The sequence below is a fragment of the Pectobacterium wasabiae CFBP 3304 genome, from assembly GCF_001742185.1.
Classification (GTDB): Bacteria; Pseudomonadota; Gammaproteobacteria; order Enterobacterales; family Enterobacteriaceae; genus Pectobacterium; species Pectobacterium wasabiae.
Window position 1 is genome coordinate 2,999,422 of record NZ_CP015750.1, and the last position, 20,597, is coordinate 3,020,018.

A 20,597-nucleotide genomic window follows, 5' to 3' on the forward strand; every position below is an offset into this window, starting at 1 on the left:
TCCGCCGATGTCCTAAAGCAGGAGTAAAGGCGGGTAAATTTTGCGCCAATATCAGGGATACGGCCAGCATAAGCTGGCCGGTATTTTATGTGTCCGAAGGTTAAAACATGCCTTCAAACGGGTTCCAGCTTTTACTGTCCCGGGTTTCTTTCAGGTAGTAGGCGTAGTTAGCGGCTGATGCCCACATAACACTGATAGCAAAGCCGATAGGCGTATTCATGTGTTGGGGAAGCGTGGCATCGAAAATGACTTCAATCAAAGTAATAACAAGGTTAATAGCAATGGCAATAGCAAGTAGCGTCAGGTTTTTTCGCCATAATCCAAGAACAAAGAAGTAAATTAGGCCAAAAAAGAAAGCTATAAAGTTGAAGTTAATCCGTATTTTTTCGAAAAAACTGAGGTTTTTTAATGCATTTTTATGGGCTGGCGTATTGGGTGCGCCAAACTCATTATAAAACGAGAAGCGGGTTTGCCATTTTTTCGAGTATTGCTTCTCTCCGGTGTTTTCCATAACAGATCCCTTATTTAGTATCGTGAATAATATTGCTGTAAATAATTTCGGTAGCGATTTTACTGGCTGCTTTTCCTTATCGCTACTATGAAGTTTTTTTATAATGCTTTCCTCTAATGTTTTTTTAATTTCTTATCGTGGTAATTTCTCTTTATCATTAATAGTTTGCTAATTTTTTGGCGTAATTGTCACTATAATCGCATTAATGGTTGAGCTAACCGCCTGTGCGGCTCGTTTTGCTCGTTGCTGCGCGTTTATTTTTATGAAGGTTTATTCTTTACATTTTCATTAATACAGAATAATTGATTGATATAAGTAAAATTTAATATTGCGATTAGCACCTGCTTTCACTCGACTTCCTCATGTGATAACAAGAAATAGCGGTATTTATTGGTGTTAATCGAGCGTTTATTATCGACTCTTGATTCCTCTATCGCTCAGCAACTCTGTTTATGTTCAGGAAAAAAGAAGTACTGAATAGCGTTTTAGGTCGCGCCGGTAAGAAATTCATTGTTATAAATGCTATTTTTCACAGTGCAGAAACTTCGGAGAAATAGCGATGACATGGCGTATCACGATAGGGTTTATAACAAATTTACTACTCAGTTTTACCGCTATGGCGGATGCGGGTATTGGGTTTCAACAAATAACGCTGGCTGATGGGGTTAATAATAGGTCGTTGGATGTCGCCGTATTTTACCCTGCCTCGTCATCACAGCAGGCTACGATAATTGGTGAGAATGTTGTTTTTCCCGGTATTGCAGTGAGCAAAAGCGCTGCGCCTGAATCCGGTGAACATCCTTTGATTGTGGTTTCACACGGCTATGGTGGGAACTGGCTTAATCAGCTTTGGCTGGCGCAGGCGTTGGTTAAACAAGGCTATATTGTCGCCGCACCTAATCATCCTGGAACGACCTCTAAAGATATGCGTCTTGAGAACGCTCAGGCATTGTGGCAACGGCCTAAGGATATCAGCCGCGTTATTACGGCATTACTTGCTACGCCGGAAAAAACGGGGCGAGTTGATGTGAAACGCATTGCCGCTGTCGGCCACTCGCTGGGAGGATGGACTGCACTTGAGCTTGCGGGGGGCGTTTCAGCACAGATCAATTTGAACGGGACTGCCTGATGCATGTCGGGCTGGCGTCCTGCAACGTTTATGAAAAGATGCAGGTCGCAAAAAGTGCCTCATCGTGTGCGCAACTGGATAAGTCATTAGCGGATCCACGCATCAGCGCAGTAGTCTCGCTGGATATGGGGCTGGCAAGAGGGTTTACTGCGGAGAGTCTGGCTGCAATAAATATTCCTGTCTTGATTATGGCGGCCAGTTATCCCAATGAAGAACTACCCGCCGAGCTGGAATCTCACTATCTGGTACAGAAACTGTCGTCAGTGCATTCAGCGTATAAAGAAATTGCTGACGCGACGCATTTTGGCTTCATGCAACTTTGTAAGCCGGGGGCTGTTGAGATCATCAACGCCGAGAATCCGGGAGACGGCATGATTTGCCTCGATGGCGGTGAACGCTCGCGTGAGCAGATTCATCAGGAAGTGGCAAAAGATATCAGTGACTTTCTTCAGGCAGCCTGGCGGAAGCCGTAGCCTGTTCCTGAAGTGGGTACTGACTACGCCAGACGCTGGGACTCACACCCGTTAGCCGCAAAAACTCGCGGTTGAAGTTTGATTTAGTCTGAAACCCACTTTCCAGCATGATATCCGTGATGCGTGCATCTGTTTGGCTGAGGAGGCGCTTGGCCTCCTCGATGCGGTATTCGTTCATCACCTGCGAGAAATTACGACCGTGAACACGGTTAATGGTTTCGGACAGGCGCCTGAGTGGGATTCCCATGCGTCTGCTCAGGCGCTGAAGCGTCATTCCCGGATCGGTGTATAGCGCATGAGTGCGGATGAAATTATCTAGCGCTTTTGCAAGCTGGTGCTCATCGTCTGTAGCGGGGGGCGCTTCCGGCTTCTGGCCCGGTGTAACGCTACGCTCAGCTTGCGGGCGTGCAGGTTCGTCTGATGATGCCGCGCAGCCGGAATAAACCCGGTAGCGCGGCGTTCTGTGGAGCAGGTGAATTAGCGGCGATAATTTTTCTGTGCCGTACTCACTTTGTACAGGTAGCGACGTGATTCACCAGACGGGTGCTTCGTCGTCAGCGTTTGGTAGACATCGCTCGGTGACATATTGTTGATAATGCCCACGGCGCGATCTCGGTCGCTGGAGAAGACGCGCAATACACTGCCTGCACCACCGTTATACGCGGTGATGACGGCATAGCGCTTCGATGTCGGGTTCTCAATACCTGCCAGATAGCTGTTCTTCAGAATTGACAGATAAGCGGTGCCTGCATCGATATTTTGTTCTGGATCGAACAGATAGCTGCGGCTCGGTTGTCCCCATTTTCCTTTCATCTTGAAGACGTCGCGTCCTGCGCTGTGCTGCACCACCTGCATCAGGCCCAAGGCGTCGGAACGACTGACGGCGTAAGGGTTGAAGCTGGATTCTGTCTGCATAATCGCCAGAATCAGCGACTCTTCAATGCCGTAACGCTCAGAGGCTTTACGCACCAGCGGTAGATATTTATGTGCACGCTTGTCCAAGTGGTTAGGGACGAGCTGCATCGTGACCGACCAGATAACGTGCAGGCCGGAAGTTCGTTTTTGCAAACGGTTCTGGAGCAGATAATCCGCGAAGCTAGCCGCACGACCTTCCCAGCGGATCGCTTGTCCGGTGTTATCCAGCACCTGACCGTACAGCAGCGGTTCGCGGCTGATTTGGATATCGTTAGCGTCGGAATACAGGTCGGTATTACTGGCGTCATCGCCCATCAGCAGGGTGGTGATAATCGCCTGACGCAGGCTGGCGACGGAGTTGGTCGCTGAAAGCGTTTCGATCGTGATCGTGCCGGCATCAAAGTTGATGTGGCTACGCGTCTGATATTGATCGGTGTACTTAACGTAGTCTTTCGGACCAGCGATCAGAACTTCATTCATCCCCCAGATATTTTCGATGTTGTTGGCAAATTGCCCCATCAAAATATCGAAGGCATTGGTATCCTTGAGAAACTCTTCGTCGTTGGTATTCCCTTTGTTTCCCGAACAGGAAACCAGCAGTGGTGCAATCACCAGCAGAGCTAATATTTTCTTCATATAACAAGCCGTGTCGGAATAGGGACGTAAGCGGGCCCGAAAGCCCGCAATCTCAGTGGCTCGGAGGCGTATAGCCTTCGATGTGAACGTCCTTCCCTTCAAACAGGAACTTGATCATTTCCTGTTCCAATAGCTTACGGTCGTCAACATTCATCATGCTGAGTTTCTTTTCGTTGATCAGCATGGTTTGCTTGGTTTGCCACTGCGCCCAAGCTTCTTTAGAAATTTCGTTATAGATGCGCTTGCCCAGATCGCCGGGATAGAGCTGGAAGTCCTGCCCTTCGGCGTCGCGTTGTAAAAAAGTACAAAAAATCGTTCTGCTCATGCTTCTTCCTCATCAATTGCGCAGGCATTCAAATGTGTTGACTGCGGGTGAGCCAGCTCCCTCAGTAGGCGTTCTACTGGGGCGGCCAGTCCGACAGACGGCGGCTGCGCTAAGTTATACCAGAGACCTGCACCGTCATCCATGCAGGACCTGTTTTGTGAACGATCGTTCGGCGATACATTCAGCCAAAGTGGAACGATATCCAGATGAAAGTGGCTGAATGTGTGGCGGAACGCGACAAGCTGTTGCAATCCATCAGGATTCAGACCGCGTTGTTGCAGCCAGAGTTCCAATTCCTGACGTTCGCTGAACTGTGGGAAGCAAAATAGCCCGCCCCACAGACCCACGGTAGGGCGCTGTTGCAGCCAGACCTGAGAGTCCTGCTGCATCAGCAGGAACCAGCCCGTTTTTTCCGGCAGCGTCTGCTTCGGCTTCTTTCCGGGGTATTGTGCCCAACTGTGGTTGGCGTAAGCAATGCAACCCGTATTCAGAGGGCACAGTTCACATTTGGGGCGACTGCGGGTGCAAACCATTGCACCGAGATCCATCATCGCCTGATTAAACTGGCTGACGCCTTCGGCGGGTGTCACATCCTCACTGCGCGCCCACAGTTTCTTTTCGACTTCTTTCTTGCCCGGCCAGCCGTCAACGGCGTAGCAGCGTGCCAGCACGCGCTTCACGTTGCCGTCAAGAATCGGGAAATGCTGGCCGAGAGAGAGCGACAACACCGCGCCTGCGGTGGAACGTCCAACGCCTGGTAACGCCGCGACTTCATCAAAGGTGGTGGGGAAATCGCCACCGTGATGCGATACGATGGTCTGTGCGGCTTTGTGTAGATTACGCGCACGGGCGTAGTAGCCCAGCCCGGTCCATAGGTGGAGCACTTCATCCAGCGGTGCTGCCGCCAGTGCGTGCACGTTGGGAAAGCGTGCCATAAAGCGTTGGAAATAAGGAATAACCGTAGTGACCTGCGTTTGTTGCAACATCACTTCGGATAGCCATACTTTATAGGGAGTTTTCTCAAGCTGCCATGGCAGGGTTTTGCGGCCATAGCGTTGATACCAGTCCAGCACCTGATGGGCGAACTGTTGCGCTTGCATCATAAAATGGGATCACTATCCGACAGGTAAAAAGTTTGACTGCGATTCCAGCACAGAGTGAATGTGCTGTAAACCGGAACTTTCCGAGGCAGTGGGCTTGCTAAACCGCGGTATCCTTGCATAATGCGCGTTTCCTTAATGTAATCGGACAGCAAGTAAGCACTCTTTATGATTAACAACGTCATTTCACCGGAATTTGATGAAAACGGGCGCCCGATGCGTCGTATTCGCAGTTTTGTCCGCCGTCAGGGGCGCTTGACCAATGGGCAACAGTTGGCGCTGGATAACTACTGGCCGGTGATGGGTGTGGAATATCAGACCGAACAGGTAGATTTTAACGCGCTATTTGGTCGTGACGCGCCAGTGGTGCTGGAAATTGGTTTTGGGATGGGGGCATCGCTGGTGACGATGGCGGCGCAGCATCCTGAACAGAACTTCCTCGGTATTGAAGTTCACCTGCCGGGCGTGGGGGCGTGTCTTGCTTCCGCACAGGAAGCGGGGATCGGTAATCTGCGCGTGATGTGTCACGATGCGCTTGAAGTGTTGATGAAGATGATCCCCGATGGTTCACTATCCATGGTCCAGCTCTTCTTTCCTGACCCGTGGCACAAAGCCCGCCATAATAAACGTCGTATCGTGCAGGTGCCATTCGTCGAATTGGTACAGAGTAAGCTGAAAGTTGGCGGTGTGTTCCATATGGCAACCGACTGGGAACCTTATGCGCAACACATGCTCGAAGTGATGACGTCTGTCGCTGAGTACCGTAATCTTTCCGATAATAATGAGTACGTTGTGCGGCCGGAGTCCCGTCCGCTGACGAAATTTGAAGCACGCGGCCAGCGTTTGGGGCATGGCGTGTGGGATCTGATGTTTGAGAGGATAAAATAAAATGGCACAAGCTCGTAGCCGTCGTTTGCGTAAAAAGCTTCACATTGATGAGTTTCAGGAATTAGGTTTTTCGGTCAGCTTCCGCTTTCCAGAAGGCACTGGCGTGGAAGACATCGATAAGCTGATGGATAAGTTCGTCGACGACGTCATTGAACCACAAGGGCTGGCATTTGAAGGCAGCGGTTATTTGCTCTGGGAAGGTCTGGTCTGTCTGCAAAAAATCGGTCACTGCACCGAAGAGCATCGTCAACTGGTGAGCCGCTGGTTGGAAGAGCAGAAACTGACGGACGTGAAAGTCAGCAACCTGTTCGATATCTGGTGGGATCTGCCAGAACACCTGCTGTAATCCTTGGTCTTATCAAGGCATGCCTGAGCTGATTTTGGCTCAGGCGTTATCCGCCTCCTCAACGGGCGGATTGCCGCTCTCTCGCCACTGCCGTTGTTTTCTTCAGGAGAAAATATGTCGCGTAAAATGACCTTGGGTTTGTTGATGTTGCTGTCCTGGCAAACGCAGGCGGCTTACCAGTGCAACGTGAATCCGCAGGACGACATCATTATCAGTCCGCAACAGGTACAGATCGTGGGTGCCAGCGGCAATTTACAACTTTCCCCGCAGGGCGATATCGTCCGTAACGGGACGCCATTGACCCTGAACGCTGAACAGCGCCAGAAATCCAAAGCCTATCAGGCGGATTTACGCCAGCAACTGCCGTGGATCGACCAAGGGGCGCAGCAACATCTTGAAAAAGCACGAGTCGCACTGGATAAAGTCATCGTGCAGGAGCTTGGCAGCGACAGTAATGTGCGCAATCGTCTGACCACGCTGGATAAACAGCTTAAACAGCAGATGAACCGTATTATCGAACACCGCAGTGATGGCCTGACGTTCCACCATCAGGCGATCAAGCAGGTTGAGCAAGATGGCAAGCAAATCGTGCAGCAAAGCATGGGCGGCGTCTTGCAGGACAGCCTGAACGAAATGGGCGTAAAACAGATGTCCAGCGGCGGCAACCCGCTACAGGCGATGATGGGCAACCTCGGCGGTTTGCAGAAAGCGATTCAGGCCGAATGGAACAATCAGGAACTGGAGTTCCAGCGCTTTGGTAATGATGTATGTAGCCGCGTCACGTCGTTGGAAAACCAGCGCAAGGGCCTGTTGCAGTCGTTGAAGTAAGCGCACAGCACATCGACAAACATTGCAGTACATCTGTAAACATTAAAGAAAACCGGGCGATGCCCGGTTTTTTGCGTTTACGGTGCCGGGAACGTGAAGCGGCGGTGGATGGTTTCCAGTTCGTCAAGGATCTCGCCGTCCAGCGTCAGGTTCTGGCTATCGAGGTTGGTTTGCAACTGCTCCAGTGTGGTCGCACCCAGTAGTGTACTCGCGACGAACGGCTGTTGACGCACAAACGCCAATGCCATTTGCGCCGGGTTCAAACCGTGTTTCTGTGCCAGTGCCACGTACTCAGCAACCGCTGCCTGAGCCTGTGGGCCGGTATAACGTGTGAAGCGACTGAATAGCGTATTACGTGCGTCAGCGGGTTTTGCACCATTCAGATACTTACCCGTCAGCGTACCGAACGCCAGCGATGAATAGGCGAGAAGTTCCACGCCCTCATGCTGACTGATTTCTGCCAGACCAACTTCAAAACTGCGGTTCAGCAGACTATAGGGATTTTGGATCGATACGATACGTGGCAGATCGTGTTTTTCCGCCAAATTCAGGTAACGCATCACACCCCATGGGGTTTCGTTGGACACGCCGATATAGCGGATCTTACCGGCACGCACCTGTTCATTCAGTGCTTCCAGCGTTTCCAGCAGCGTTACTACCGGTTTGTCGTCGGTATATTGCGGTTTGTCATCAGTATATTGATAGTTCAGCTTGCCAAAGCAGTTGGTCTGGCGCTGTGGCCAATGCAACTGGTAGAGATCGATATAGTCAGTATTCAGGCGTTGCAGGCTGGCATCCAGCGCTGCGCGGATGTTTTTTCTGTCCAGCGCCTGCTGTGGGCGAATGCTGTGATCGTTGCCGCGCACAGGGCCTGAGACTTTACTCGCCACAATCAATTTCTCGCGTCCGCCACGAGACTTCAGCCAGGACCCGATATAGCTCTCGGTTAACCCTTGTGTTTCCGGGCGTGGAGGAACGGCGTACATTTCTGCTGTGTCAATCAGGTTAACACCTGCGGCAATGGCGTGATCTAACTGGGCATGAGCGTCTGCTTCGCTGTTCTGTTCGCCAAAGGTCATCGTACCAAGACCCAGCACGCTCACTTCTAAAGAACTATGGGGAATACGGTGATATTGCATTGCCAGCTTCCTTATGTCTGAAAATAGCAGGCGTATTTCCCGTCATCTCCGCATGATTTGCTGCGATTCCAATGAGTTTGGGAAGACACACCTGAATTCGACTATAAACGAAGCCGTGGCGGGTGGGGAAGTCTCTTCTGTTATCCTTTTCGGATTATTCTCGATGATGCCGTCCGATGTAGAGCGTTTCGAGCTGACCGCCATCTTAGCGCTGCACGATCTGGGAAATCTGGTCGCTGTTGATTTGTTTCTGATTACCTTGCTCATCGGTATAGCTGAGCAGCCCGGTATCTTTATCTAACACAGGTTTCCCCTGTGTCAGGAGCATTTGCCCCTCTTTTGTCGCCATCACGTAGTCACTGGAGCAGCCCGCAAGGGGGAATAATAGTGCCAGTGTTATTGCCATTTTCAGCCGTATTTTCATTGTATTAACCCATAAAGAAATCTAACGCTTAAGGTGAGTCTAGCAAATGGTCGTGTGGGATAACGTAGGAATAATGGAAAAAATGCATTTGGAAGGTATTAATTATGCATCACTCGACCTGCATAAAGTGGCGGGCCAGCAGTGGTGCAGTAAAGGTTTTCTTCAAATAGAACCCGCGTGGTAGGGTCAAAATCGGTTGACCAAATTCGCCAATCGCCTCTGTTAATGCCCGGCTATTTGCCGCCTTGGGGCGTAATTGCAACACTTCACCATGTCGGGCGGTGATGCTTTCTACCCTGCCAAGCACGATCAGATCCATCAATTCTTCCCAATCACAGCGTAGTTGCTCTTCTTCTTCTTCATTGGGGCTCCACATCAGTGGTGTACCAATACGGCGTTCCCCCAGCGGAATGTGACGCGAGCCTTCCACCGGGATCCACAGTACCCGGGCGAGCTTATGCCGCACATGACTGCTTTCCCACGTTACGCCGCTGTTGCCTGTCAACGGTGCGACACAGACGAAGGTGGTTTCCAGCGGTTTGCCCTGTTCATCAATAGGGATAGTTTTTAGCTCAATGCCAATGTCAGGAAAATCCTGCTCGGGTTTACTGCCTGCGCTTGCGCCCAGAAAACGTTCCAGCAACATGCCAATCCAGCCTTTATCACGTTTCAGGTTGGCGGGAAGGGGGAGGCGGGCGATGTCCGCTAATTCCGCGAGATTATAACTCGCGAGGGATTGCGCACGTTCCAGCAAGGCTTGTTCATTTTGTGGTGCTGTGGCGTGAACCGAGGGTGAATTCATAGGGGATAGCTCGATGTTTTTCCGCTCAAAAAAAATACAATAAATGCAAAAGACAAATACATAGCCTGCAAGGTTGTGGAGAGAAACAATAATAGCATGATTCGTAGCGTTTTTTTTCAGTGTGACGGCGATCACTGAATGCGGTTTTGCAAACTGTGCACGTATAGCCACCGACAATAAACAGGATTTTACACTAGGTTATCCACAGATATCTTGGATAACCCACATAAACATGAATTACTGGTTCCATTTACAGCCTTGACTCCCGGCCTTTTTGCTGTGTTTGCCTATTTATTGCCTGAGTTTGAGACATTCCCTGTGGATAAAATCGGCATAGTGCGATCTTTCGCCAATCTTGCATTGGGTGCCATTTGAACAAAAATTAAGGGGGCGTTTTTTTGGTTGAAATGGTTCGTAATTAAATGAATAAAAAGCACTATTTTTTAATTTTCAGTAATATTTTTTCTTCATGAAAAATGAGTTTCACTCACTTCTTCATGGGTTCTGCACAAAGATGTCCACAGAAAAAGTGAATAAACTGCGGGTTCTGGTCTTCACATGTTTATAACTTTGATCTTATCTGTGGGTTATCTTACTTTTATTCGTGTCACATGCTTTCTAAGCAGTGGTTTACCGCCTGACGGGAGTGTGAAACAATCGGGTTATCTTTGCATTGATGTTTATTGAGGTAGTCCGGTGATCGATGATGATGGCTACCGCCCAAACGTTGGTATTGTAATTTGTAATCGGCAGGGGCAGGTGATGTGGGCCCGGCGCTATGGTCAGCACTCATGGCAATTTCCGCAGGGGGGAATTAACCCCGGAGAAAGTCCCGAGCAAGCGATGTTCCGCGAACTGTTTGAGGAAGTCGGGTTAAGAAAAAAGGATGTGCGCGTGTTGGCATCTACCCGTAACTGGTTACGCTATAAATTACCAAAGCGTTTGGTGCGTTGGGATACAAAACCGGTCTGTATCGGCCAAAAGCAGAAATGGTTTTTGCTACAGTTGATGTGTAATGAGTCGGATATCAATATGCAGAGCAGCGGCACGCCGGAATTTGATGGCTGGCGCTGGGTGAGTTACTGGTATCCGGTACGTCAGGTCGTCTCTTTTAAGCGAGATGTGTATCGTCGCGTGATGAAGGAATTTATCAACCCGGTGATCCTGCTTCAGGAGAGTGTCGCGGCTCGTATGGCACCCCCCCACCCGGTCCCCGGCGGAAAAGAGGGTAATTCAGGCACATTATGCTCACGCGCTTGCGAGAAATTGTCGAAAATGTTGCGGCAACGGCCCGCCTTAGTGATGCGCTGGACATTCTGGTCAATGAGACCTGTCAGGCTATGGACACGGAAGTCTGTTCCATTTATCTGGCCGATCACGATCGGCAATGTTATTACCTGATGGCGACGCGCGGGTTGAAAAAGCCGCGCGGGCGTACCGTTACACTGGCATTTGGGCAAGGTATTGTCGGGTTGGTCGGGCAACGTGCCGAGCCCATCAATCTGGCAGATGCTCGTGCGCATCCCAGCTTTAAATTCATCCCCGCGGTGAAAGAGCAACATTTCCGCTCTTTTCTTGGCGTTCCCATTATTTACCGTCGTCACCTGTTGGGCGTGCTGGTGGTTCAACAGCGTGAACATCGTCAGTTTGATAAAAACGAAGAGTCGTTCATGGTGACGCTGGCCACGCAGATGGCCGCGATCCTTTCCCTTTCGCAGATAAAAACGCTCTTCGGTCAATACCGTCAGACGCGCGTCAAGGCGCTGGTAGCTGCCCCTGGCGTGGCGATTGCCCCTGGCTGGCAGGATTGCACCCAGCCTTCTCTGGAACAGGTGTTTCCTGCATCGAGTTTGGACAGCGAGCGTGAACGCTCTCGCTTAACGCTGGCGTTAGAAGAGGCGACGGCGGAATTCCGTCGCTTCAGCAAGCGGTTTAGCGCCAGTGCGCAGAAAGAGAGCGCGGCGATTTTCGATTTGTACTCGCATTTGCTGAATGACGCGCGGCTCAAACGTGAATTATTTCAGGAAGTCGATGCAGGCAATGCCGCTGAGTGGGCCGTCAAACTGGTGATCGAACGCTTTGCCGCGCAGTTTACCCATTTGCAGGATACTTATTTACGTGAGCGTGCTGGCGACCTGCGTGCGTTAGGGCAACGACTGCTGTTTCACCTCGACGATAATGCGCAAATCATGGGGCAGTGGCCTGAACGCTTTATCCTCGTGGCGGACGAATTAACGGCTACGTTGCTGGCAGAACTGCCGCCGGAGCGGTTAGCGGGCGTCGTTGTCTATGACGGTGCCGCCAATTCACATGCGGCGATCTTGGTGCGAGCCATGGGCATTCCGACGCTGGTTGGCGCGGACATTCAGCCTGACCTGCTGCATCAGCGTCAGCTTATCATTGACGGCTATCGCGGTGAGTTGCTCGTCGACCCTGAGCCGGTGTTGGTGCAGGAATACCAGCGCCTGCTGACGGAAGAAAATGAGCTGACTCGTCTAGCCGAAGGCGAGATGGAGCAGCCTGCCGTGCTGAAAAGCGGCGAACGCATTCAGGTTATGCTGAATGCGGGCTTAAGTGCCGAACATGAAAAACGCTTTATCAATCAGGTTGATGGTGTTGGGCTGTACCGCACGGAAATCCCTTTTATGCTGCATAACGGGTTTCCGTCCGAAGATGAGCAAATGGCGCAATATCAAAGTATGTTGCAGCTTTATCCTACGCGCCCTGTGATGCTCCGCACGCTGGATATTGGTGCAGATAAGCCGTTACCTTATCTGCCTATCAGCGAGGAGAACCCGTGTCTTGGCTGGCGCGGCATTCGTATTACGCTCGATCAGCCTGAAATCTTTCTGATTCAGGCGCGTGCCATGCTGCGTGCTAATGCGCATATCGGCAATCTCAATATCCTGCTGCCGATGATCAGCAGTCTGGACGAAATCAGTGAAGCGCGCCGCCTGATCGATCAGGCGGCAGGTGAGGTAGAGGAATTATTGGGCTTCCCGCAGCCCAAGCCGCGGATTGGGATCATGATTGAAGTGCCGTCGATGCTATTTCTGCTCCCTCATCTGGCTTCACGTATCGATTTTGTTTCGGTTGGTACCAACGATCTGACGCAATATCTGCTGGCGGTGGATCGTAACAACGCCCACGTTGCATCGCTCTATGACAGCCTTCATCCCTCGATGTTGCAGGCACTGAGGATGATCGCTGTCGAGTGCGAACGGCATAACATTCCGCTTTCCGTGTGCGGTGAAATGGCCGGGGAAGCGCTTGGCGCACTGCTATTGACCGGGCTGGGTTATCGTTCGCTCAGTATGAACGGACGCAGCGTGGCGCGAATTAAATACCTGCTGCGCCAAATTACGCTGGCTGAGTCGCAGGCGTTGGTGCAGCAATTACTGAACGCACAGAGTGCGATGGAAGTCCGGCAGTGGGCGGCGATTTTCATGGAAGAGCGCGGGTTGGGCGGCTTGATTCGCGGCGGGCGCTAATTTGTAGCGATGCAATTTTTACCGATACATCACTCTTTAATTGCGAATAAATGTTTAACGACGGCTCAATGTTTTACAGAACTTTTCCCGTGCAAGGTCAACGAGCACGGGTGCGTATGCTATGATTCGCCACCGCGGTTCGCAGGAACGGATTCATTCTCCTGCCTTTTGCCTATCAATGACGATCCCGAAAGCAGGGATAACACAATAAAATATGTGGTGAATGATGACGACAAGCTATCTGGCGTTTCCTCAGTTTGATCCAGTGATTTTCTCAATTGGCCCGCTGGCGCTGCACTGGTATGGGCTGATGTATCTGGTGGGTTTTGTATTTGCCATGTGGTTGGCGGTGCGTCGGGCGAATAAACCAGGTAGCGGTTGGACCAAGGATGAAGTCGAAAATCTGCTGTATATGGGGTTCCTTGGGGTCTTCGTCGGCGGGCGACTGGGCTATGTTCTGTTTTATGCCTTCCCGTCATTTCTTGAAAACCCGCTCTATCTTTTCAAAGTCTGGGATGGCGGCATGTCGTTCCACGGCGGCTTGATGGGCGTTATCTGCGTCATGCTGTGGTTTGCTCACCGGACCAAACGCCATTTCTTCCAGGTCGCTGATTTTATTGCGCCTCTGATTCCTTTCGGACTCGGTGCTGGCCGTTTGGGCAACTTTATCAACGGTGAACTGTGGGGACGTGTTACAACAGATACCCCGTGGGCCATGCTGTTTCCTGGTTCGCGCAGCGAAGATATGATGCTGGCCGTTAGCAACCCGCAATGGCAGACGATTTTCAATCAGTACGGTATGCTACCGCGTCATCCTTCCCAACTGTATCAAATGATGCTGGAAGGTGTGGCTCTGTTTATCATTCTGAACCTCTTTATTCGTAAATCTCGGCCAATGGGCAGCGTGTCGGGGCTTTTCCTTATCTGCTACGGCATGTTCAGAATTATTACCGAATTCTTCCGTCAGCCGGATGCGCAATTGGGTCTATTCGGTGACCTGTTCAGCATGGGACAAATCCTGTCGCTGCCAATGGTGATCGCCGGTGTTCTGATGATGGTCTGGGCTTATCGCCGTCAGCCTGCACAGCAATAATCCGCTGTCCTTCTTTAATATTTGTGGTGAGGTAGTATGAAACAGTATCTGGATCTGATGAACAAAGTGCTTGAAGAAGGCACGCCGAAGGCCGACCGTACCGGCACGGGTACGCGTTCCATTTTCGGTCATCAGATGCGTTTCAACTTGCAGGACGGATTTCCGCTGGTTACCACCAAAAAATGCCACCTGCGTTCGATTATCCATGAACTGCTCTGGTTCCTTAATGGCGATACCAATGTTGCTTATCTGAATGAAAATAAAGTCAGCATTTGGGACGAATGGGCAGATGAGAACGGTGATTTGGGACCGGTTTATGGCAAGCAGTGGCGTTCGTGGGGGGCGGCTGATGGTCGTCAGATCGACCAACTGAAGAATGTTCTGACCCAGTTGAGACAAGATCCAGATTCTCGCCGTATCATCGTTTCTGCCTGGAACGTGGGTGAGCTGGACAAAATGGCGTTGGCACCATGCCACGCGTTTTTCCAGTTCTACGTGGCAGATGGCAAACTCTCTTGCCAACTTTATCAGCGTTCATGCGATATCTTCCTCGGCTTGCCGTTCAACATCGCCAGCTATGCGTTGCTGGTACATATGGTGGCGCAGCAGTGTGATTTGGACGTTGGTGATTTTGTCTGGACTGGTGGCGACACGCATTTGTACAACAACCATATGGAACAGACGCATTTACAGTTGAGCCGTGAACCGCGCACGTTGCCTAAACTGGTGATTAAGCGCCGCCCCGATACGTTGTTCGACTATCGCTTCGACGATTTTGAAATCGAGGGATACGATCCGCATCCCGCCATCAAAGCGCCAGTTGCGATCTAAAGCCTTCCACCGTTTCTCAGGGCCGCGTAATGCGGCCCTTTTTGTTTCCTTGTTTTCCCTATCTCCCCGCACGCTTTTTCTATTGTTACATCATTGCAGTAAAACATTGCGAGCCGCCGCGAATAACGCCATTAACACGCTGTTTTTATTGATATAACTAATTATCCTGATGCCATGAAAATAAGGAATCGACAACAGCGGGGGTTTACCTTGCTTGAATTAATGGTGGTGCTGACGATCGTGGCGCTGATAGCGGGCGGCGGCCTGCATGGCTGGGTTCAGTATCAGCAGGCAATCCGTCTGGAACAGAGTGCGCAGCAACTGCTGGACTTCCTGGGGCGGGTTCAAGCAAATGCCTATTGGCATAACGAAACCCAGACCGTGAGGCTTCAACAACAGGGGGCGCTATGGTGCATAGTGGTTAGTCAGAGTGAAAAACAGGTCGAGGATGTGTGCCGTGAGAACCACCCTAGGCAGTTTGTTCGCCGTTCTCAGGATGTGGTGCTGGCAACGTTCACAAGTAATGTTTTTACGTTCTTTGGCTTGCGTAACGCCGCACAAGCTGGGCACATCTCGTTGTCGAATGCTGCGGGGAAACTGCGTCTTGTTATCTCAGTGAGGGGACGTATGCGTCTGTGCAGTGAGTCGCAGGTTGTCTTGGCGATTCCCTTATGTTGAAACAGATCGTGTTGAAGCCGAACGTGTTAAGGAAAACAGCGTTGAGGCAAGCAGGGGCTGGGCGTGAACAGCGCGGCTTCACACTGCCGGAAATCCTGCTGGCATTGAGCTTAGGCAGCCTGATTATGCTATCGGCGGCACAGTTGTACCCGCTGTTACGCAGCCAAAGTCAGGACAGCACACAGCGTGTTCGGCTGGAGCAACTATTCAGTCAGGTAGCGATGGGAATTGAGAAAGACATCCGGCGGGCCGGTTTCTGTGCGGGCTCGTGTCAGGGAAAGGCGATCAGCATCGGGAATTACCCGGGAGAGACGGAAAACAGTTGTCTGAATGTCTCCTACGATCTGAACCGAAATGGCGTTTGGGATGGTGGAGAACAGCAGGATGCGGAATCTTTTGGTTATCGCTTGCGTGGTCGGTCGCTGGAGATTCAGAGTGGTGCACATAACTGTCAGGGCGACAGATGGGAGAGGCTGTTTGATCCGCAGGAGGTCGTGCTCACGGTGTTCCAGTTACAGCATCTGGCTGCGCAAAATGGTGTGGCGTTGTACGAATTACAACTGGCTGGCTATTGGGCTAAACGCCCTGCCGTTCGGCAGCATATTACCCGCCTGATACTGGGACGTAACCAATGAAGAAAGGATCGCAAAAGGGAAGCGGCACACTGGCGATGGTGATGTTGATCGCCATTATCGGCCTGTTGTTGATGTCCGGTTTGCAGCGCCAGCTTGATGCTACCATTCAGGTGGGGAGCGATGAGCGACATTATCTGCGTGCCTTCAATCAGGCATTGTCTTCGCTGAACTGGGCAAGAGGGCAGCAGTGGAACACGATAAAGGAAAGCTGGCAGTGTCAGCAATTGCCGGCAGAACAACTCGTGGTGTGTTTGCGAATGGCCTCTGATGGGACGCAAGGATTATTGCGTGGTGAAGGGACACTCCCCGCTTCGGCGTGGCCGTTGAGGTTGTACCAACGTGTGTCATTTTCGGCGCTGTCGCCGGGTCAGATTGCGATTCGGCCATTGGGTAACGGTTGGCTGGACTTTTGCCCTGATAAGGACGTAACACGCTGTGATGCAACGGAATAGTGTAGTGAATAACAGATTCGTGAATCATCAATCCGGTTTTAGCCTGCTGGAGACGCTCGTGGCGGCGCTGCTATTTGCCATATCACTGATGGGATTACTGCAATATCACCAGATCTTACAACAGTCATTTCAGCACCAGTTGCAGCAGCGTCAGGCCTGGCGGTTTGCGATGCAGCAGTTGGAGGCTTATGAAGCAGGTATGCCGTATCATCCGTCAGAGCCTGATAATATTACGCCCCTTTCGAGTAAAAACTGGCAGTTTAGTCTGTCAGAGCAGTTGCAGAGCGGCGAATGCCGTCTGGTAACGGTAAGGGTCATGACGCCACGTCGCTATCAGGCTACACTGAACCGTTGGTTTTGCCAGCCATCGCCTGTTTAGTCGGTGTGTGAGTTAACTATGCATTATAAATCGTAAGCCGCGGCAAGCAGGAGACAGAATGTTTAGAATCTATCACTCCAATCAGTTGGATATCTTGAAAGAACTGATGGTTGAGCTGATAAAACGTCAGCCACTTGCGGACCCCTTCCAGCAGGAAGTGATTTTGGTGCAAAGCCCAGGGATGGCGCAGTGGTTGCAAATTGAACTGGCTGGGGATTTTGGTATTGCTGCCAACATTCAATTCCCGTTGCCCGGTGTTTTCTTGTGGAATATGTGTCGCCATGTGCTGTCGGATATTCCAAAAGAAAGCGCCTTTAGCAAGGGTGCGATGACGTGGAAGCTCATGCATTTGCTGCCTGATTTACTGGAACAGCCTGATTTTGCGGCGCTCAATCACTATTTGCAGGATGATGAGAACCAGCGCAAGCTGCATCAGTTGGCCGGGCGCGTGGCGGATCTTTTCGATCAATATCTGATTTATCGCCCCGAGTGGATTAAAGCATGGCAAGAGGGGAAACAGGTTGACGATCTCGGTGGTAACCAACTGTGGCAGTCGGCGCTGTGGCGTGCGCTGGTGGATTACACGCGCGAATTGGCGCAGCCCGAATGGCACCATGCGATTCTGTACCAACGGTTTATTAATGCGCTAGAGCAGGAAAAAACATGCCCGAAAGGCCTGCCGCCACGCGTTTTTATTTGCGGTATTTCGGCACTCCCCCCCATCTATTTACAGGCGCTGAATGCGCTGGCGCAGCACATTGATGTGCATCTGTTATTTACCAATCCCTGTCGCCATTACTGGAGTGACATTCAGGATTATAAATTTCTGGCGAAGCTAAAAGCCCGCAACCGTCGTATACACTGCTTTGATAGCGAACAGACTGATGAAACTCGCCCGTTGTTTCGCGATCTCTCACAGGCGGAAATGCTGTTCAATGACGACGGTAAACAGTCGATTAATAACCCGTTACTGGCATCGTGGGGCAAACTGGGGCGAGATAACCTTTATCTGCTAGCTGAGCTCGATAATGTGCAGGAGATCGATGCCTTTGTTGAATCGGATGGTGAAAATCTACTGCAAACTTTGCAGCGCGATATTCTTGAATTGGAAGATCGCGCAGTGGTAGCCGTTAGCCATGAGACTCAAAACACCAGCACGCAAAAGCGCCTGCTACTACTCGACGATCGCTCGGTTGATTTTCACGCTTGCCATAGTCCACAACGTGAGGTTGAAGTGCTTCACGATCGGCTGTTGGCGATGATGGCGGACGATCCTGAGTTGATGCCGCGTGATGTCATTGTGATGATGGCGGATATCGATAGCTATACGCCGTTTATTCAGGCGGTATTTGGCAATGCGCCGGATAACCGCTACCTACCTTTTGCCATATCTGACCAGCGTGCGCGACATGCGCATCCCGCATTGCAGGCGGTGATCAGCCTGCTGGATTTACCCACAAGCCGTTTTACGGCGGAACAGGTTCTGGCATTGCTTGAAGTGCCTGCACTGGCTGCCCGTTTCGGTATTCAGGAAGAAGGGTTACGACGTCTGCGCCTGTGGGTGGTGGAGTCGGGTGTACGTTGGGGGTTGGATGATGACAACGTGCGCGATCTTATGTTGCCACCAACAGGCCAGCATACGTGGCGTTTTGGCTTGACGAGAATGCTGCTGGGCTATGCGATGGACAGCCGGGTCGGCGATTGGCAGGGGGTGCTGCCTTACGATGAATCCAGCGGTTTGATTGCAGAGTTGGCCGGTCAACTGGCTGAACTGCTGATGCAGATCCATCAATGGCGTCAGCGTCTGTCTCAACCGCGTGTGCTTGTCGATTGGCTACCGCTCTGTCGAGAACTGATCGAAACCTTCTTTGATGCTGACAGCGAGACTGAAGCCGCGCTGGCATTGGTTGAAAAGCAGTGGCAATACGTGATTAGCATGGGCACGATGGCTCGTTATCCGCAGCAGGTGCCGATTTCCCGACTACGTGATGAACTGTCACGGCGTCTCGATCAGGAGCGACTTAGCCAGCGATTTTTGGCCGGATCTATCAATTTCTGTACGCTGATGCCTATGCGTTCTATTCCGTTTAAGGTCGTGTGTTTATTGGGCATGAATGATGGCGTTTACCCACGAACGCTACCGCCGCTTGGGTTCGATCTGATGGGGCGAAAAATCAAACGTGGTGACCGTAGCCGACGTGACGATGATCGCTACCTATTTCTTGAGGCGCTCTTGTCGGCACAGCGCAAGCTTTATATCAGCTATATCGGGCGCTCGATCCAAGATAATACGCGCCGCTATCCTTCTGTATTGGTCAGCGAACTGACGGAGTATATCGCACAGAGTTACGTCCTGCCGGGTGATGAAGCGCTGGATATCGATAGCAGCGCGGAGCGTGTTGTGAAGCATCTCTGCCGCGAGCATAGCCGCATGCCTTTTGATGCGAATAATTTTCTGCCGGTGCCACAGCCGTTGAGCTTTGCGGCAGAATGGTTAGCGGCGGCGAACCGAAAAGGGGAAGCCCAGCCTGATTTTGATCGTGAAGCGCTCTCGGAAAGAACGAGTGATCGCAGTGTCAGTTTGGACGATTTGAAGCGTTTCTATCGTCACCCTGTTCGAGCCTTCTTTCAACTGCGGCTTGGCGTGAGTTTTATGCTGCACAGCGACGAACTGTTGGATGAAGAACCCTTTGTGGTTGATAACCTTAACCGCTATCAATTGAATAGTGAACTGCTTAACACCTTGATTAATGAAGGTGATACGGAAAAACTGTATCGTCGCGCCAGAGCCGCAGGCGAGCTGCCCTATGGGGCATTCGGTGAAATTTACTGGCAGGAACAACAGCAGGATATGGCGCAACTGGCTGCGCGTGTGCGTGATGAGCTAACGCCAACGCTGTCGGTGAGTCGGGAAGTAGACATTATCCTTGACGGCGTGCGCGTCAGCGGTTGGCTGAATCAGGTACAGCCGGATGGTTTGCTGCGTTGGCGTCCAGGTACGCTTTCTATGAAAGACGGAATTACGCTGTGGTTGGAACATTTGGCTTACTGTGCCGCGGGCGGGCAGGGCGAAAGTCGGCTGTATGGGCGGGAAGACACTGCGTGGCGCTTTGCTGCCTTGTCGGAAGCGCAGGCCAGAGAACACCTGAGCGTCATGCTGGATGGATATCGTCAGGGAATGAGTAAGCCGCTATTACTGCTCAATAAAGCAGGGAGTGCGTGGTTAGCTGAATGTTATGATCGTGAAAGTGATAGCCTGCGGTCGGATGAGGAGACGCAGAACAAAGCGCGTGCCCGCTTGCTGCAAGCCTGGCAGGGCAATATGGGAATGCGGGGCGAAGGCGAAGATTATTACCTGCAACGTATTGTTCGTGAATTGGATGAAAAACGAATGAATGAAGTGGTTGAAGCGGCACAAATCTGGCTACTGCCACCGTTCCGCTCTAATCTGGCTTGATAAGCTGGTTTTGAAGAGATTTCGAGGTGCGAAAAGATAACGCACTGCAACGTGAAAAGTGATGG

At 51.3% G+C, this 20,597-nt stretch carries 20 protein-coding genes and 2 pseudogenes; 14 read left to right on the forward strand and 8 right to left on the reverse strand.

Annotated elements, in window-relative coordinates; all coding sequences use genetic code 11:
* Positions 1-100: 100 nt before the first annotated feature.
* A complete protein-coding gene (locus A7983_RS13625) occupies positions 101-511 on the reverse strand; it encodes a DUF2628 domain-containing protein (RefSeq protein WP_005975833.1) in 411 nt (136 codons plus the stop codon).
* Positions 512-1,070: 559 nt separating this feature from the next.
* Here A7983_RS13625 and A7983_RS13630 point away from each other — a divergent pair.
* Positions 1,071-2,113, forward strand: a pseudogene (locus A7983_RS13630) (alpha/beta hydrolase family protein).
* On the opposite strand, the gene A7983_RS23490 reads toward A7983_RS13630, so the two are convergent.
* Positions 2,076-2,360, reverse strand: coding sequence for a helix-turn-helix domain-containing protein (locus tag A7983_RS23490; protein ID WP_005975837.1), 285 nt, complete (start codon positions 2,358-2,360; stop codon positions 2,076-2,078). The pseudogene A7983_RS13630 and the gene A7983_RS23490 overlap by 38 nt on opposite strands.
* Positions 2,361-2,418: 58 nt before the next feature.
* Here A7983_RS23490 and A7983_RS23945 point away from each other — a divergent pair, with 58 nt between their 5' ends.
* The gene (locus A7983_RS23945; protein WP_156105176.1) at positions 2,419-2,556 is read left to right on the forward strand and encodes a hypothetical protein; all 138 of its coding nucleotides are present in this window, start codon (positions 2,419-2,421) and stop codon (positions 2,554-2,556) included.
* Between the two features lie 34 nt (positions 2,557-2,590).
* On the opposite strand, the gene mltC is transcribed toward A7983_RS23945, so the two are convergent.
* Genes mltC through mutY form a run of 3 tightly spaced genes read right to left on the reverse strand, consistent with a single transcriptional unit; the run spans position 2,591 to position 5,092 of the window.
* Positions 2,591-3,664 carry a membrane-bound lytic murein transglycosylase MltC gene (gene mltC / locus A7983_RS13635; RefSeq protein ID WP_005975839.1) on the reverse strand — a complete coding sequence of 358 codons (1,074 nt, stop codon included), beginning with the start codon at positions 3,662-3,664 and terminating at the stop codon, positions 2,591-2,593.
* A gap of 52 nt (positions 3,665-3,716) precedes the next feature.
* Positions 3,717-3,989, reverse strand: coding sequence for an oxidative damage protection protein (locus A7983_RS13640; RefSeq protein WP_005975842.1), 273 nt, complete (start codon positions 3,987-3,989; stop codon positions 3,717-3,719).
* On the reverse strand, positions 3,986-5,092 hold the full coding sequence (gene mutY, locus A7983_RS13645; protein ID WP_005975844.1) for an A/G-specific adenine glycosylase: 1,107 nt from the start codon (positions 5,090-5,092) through the stop codon (positions 3,986-3,988). The genes A7983_RS13640 and mutY overlap by 4 nt, the downstream gene beginning before the upstream one ends.
* Before the next feature lie 165 nt (positions 5,093-5,257).
* On the opposite strand from mutY, the gene trmB reads away from it, so the two are divergent.
* The 3 genes from trmB (at position 5,258) to A7983_RS13660 (ending at position 7,151) form a co-directional block, all read left to right on the forward strand.
* Positions 5,258-5,977 (forward strand): tRNA (guanosine(46)-N7)-methyltransferase TrmB, encoded by a 720-nt coding sequence (gene trmB / locus A7983_RS13650; RefSeq protein ID WP_005975846.1) that lies wholly within the window; start codon positions 5,258-5,260, stop codon positions 5,975-5,977.
* 1 nt (position 5,978) lies between these two features.
* On the forward strand, positions 5,979-6,323 hold the full coding sequence (locus A7983_RS13655; RefSeq protein ID WP_005975848.1) for a YggL family protein: 345 nt from the start codon (positions 5,979-5,981) through the stop codon (positions 6,321-6,323).
* A gap of 114 nt (positions 6,324-6,437) precedes the next feature.
* The gene (locus tag A7983_RS13660; protein WP_005975850.1) at positions 6,438-7,151 is read left to right on the forward strand and encodes a YggN family protein; all 714 of its coding nucleotides are present in this window, start codon (positions 6,438-6,440) and stop codon (positions 7,149-7,151) included.
* Between the two features lie 77 nt (positions 7,152-7,228).
* Here the strand turns inward: A7983_RS13660 and A7983_RS13665 are convergent, their stop codons facing one another.
* From A7983_RS13665 to mutH, 3 genes are all read right to left on the reverse strand, one after another.
* A complete protein-coding gene (locus A7983_RS13665) occupies positions 7,229-8,290 on the reverse strand; it encodes an NADP(H)-dependent aldo-keto reductase (protein ID WP_005975852.1) in 1,062 nt (353 codons plus the stop codon).
* Positions 8,291-8,495: 205 nt separating this feature from the next.
* Positions 8,496-8,714: a YgdI/YgdR family lipoprotein gene (locus tag A7983_RS13670; RefSeq protein ID WP_005975855.1), complete on the reverse strand. Its 219-nt coding sequence runs from the start codon at positions 8,712-8,714 to the stop codon at positions 8,496-8,498.
* A gap of 109 nt (positions 8,715-8,823) precedes the next feature.
* Entirely contained in the window at positions 8,824-9,516 is a 693-nt protein-coding gene (gene mutH / locus A7983_RS13675) for a DNA mismatch repair endonuclease MutH (protein WP_005975856.1), read from the reverse strand.
* A gap of 696 nt (positions 9,517-10,212) precedes the next feature.
* On the opposite strand from mutH, the pseudogene rppH reads away from it, so the two are divergent.
* The 9 genes and pseudogenes from rppH to recC all read left to right on the forward strand — a co-directional run.
* A pseudogene (gene rppH, locus A7983_RS13680) lies at positions 10,213-10,695 on the forward strand (RNA pyrophosphohydrolase); the annotation flags it as partial.
* 65 nt (positions 10,696-10,760) lie between these two features.
* The gene (ptsP, locus tag A7983_RS13685; RefSeq protein ID WP_005975858.1) at positions 10,761-13,007 is read left to right on the forward strand and encodes a phosphoenolpyruvate--protein phosphotransferase; all 2,247 of its coding nucleotides are present in this window, start codon (positions 10,761-10,763) and stop codon (positions 13,005-13,007) included.
* A 226-nt stretch (positions 13,008-13,233) separates the two neighbouring features.
* On the forward strand, positions 13,234-14,100 hold the full coding sequence (gene lgt / locus A7983_RS13690) for a prolipoprotein diacylglyceryl transferase (protein ID WP_005975859.1): 867 nt from the start codon (positions 13,234-13,236) through the stop codon (positions 14,098-14,100).
* Positions 14,101-14,136: 36 nt separating this feature from the next.
* On the forward strand, positions 14,137-14,931 hold the full coding sequence (gene thyA, locus A7983_RS13695) for a thymidylate synthase (RefSeq protein ID WP_005975860.1): 795 nt from the start codon (positions 14,137-14,139) through the stop codon (positions 14,929-14,931).
* Positions 14,932-15,105: 174 nt separating this feature from the next.
* Complete coding sequence (locus A7983_RS13700; protein WP_005975861.1) at positions 15,106-15,609, forward strand: prepilin peptidase-dependent protein; 504 nt, start codon at positions 15,106-15,108, stop codon at positions 15,607-15,609.
* Complete coding sequence (locus A7983_RS13705; protein ID WP_005975862.1) at positions 15,603-16,244, forward strand: prepilin peptidase-dependent protein; 642 nt, start codon at positions 15,603-15,605, stop codon at positions 16,242-16,244. Before A7983_RS13700 ends, A7983_RS13705 begins: the two co-directional genes overlap by 7 nt.
* A complete protein-coding gene (locus A7983_RS13710) occupies positions 16,241-16,696 on the forward strand; it encodes a YgdB family protein (protein ID WP_005975863.1) in 456 nt (151 codons plus the stop codon). The genes A7983_RS13705 and A7983_RS13710 overlap by 4 nt, the downstream gene beginning before the upstream one ends.
* On the forward strand, positions 16,683-17,075 hold the full coding sequence (locus A7983_RS13715; protein ID WP_005975864.1) for a prepilin-type N-terminal cleavage/methylation domain-containing protein: 393 nt from the start codon (positions 16,683-16,685) through the stop codon (positions 17,073-17,075). The genes A7983_RS13710 and A7983_RS13715 overlap by 14 nt, the downstream gene beginning before the upstream one ends.
* A 58-nt stretch (positions 17,076-17,133) precedes the next feature.
* Positions 17,134-20,532, forward strand: a complete 3,399-nt coding sequence (gene recC / locus A7983_RS13720; protein ID WP_005975865.1) for an exodeoxyribonuclease V subunit gamma — start codon at positions 17,134-17,136, stop codon at positions 20,530-20,532.
* Positions 20,533-20,597 lie beyond the last annotated feature (65 nt).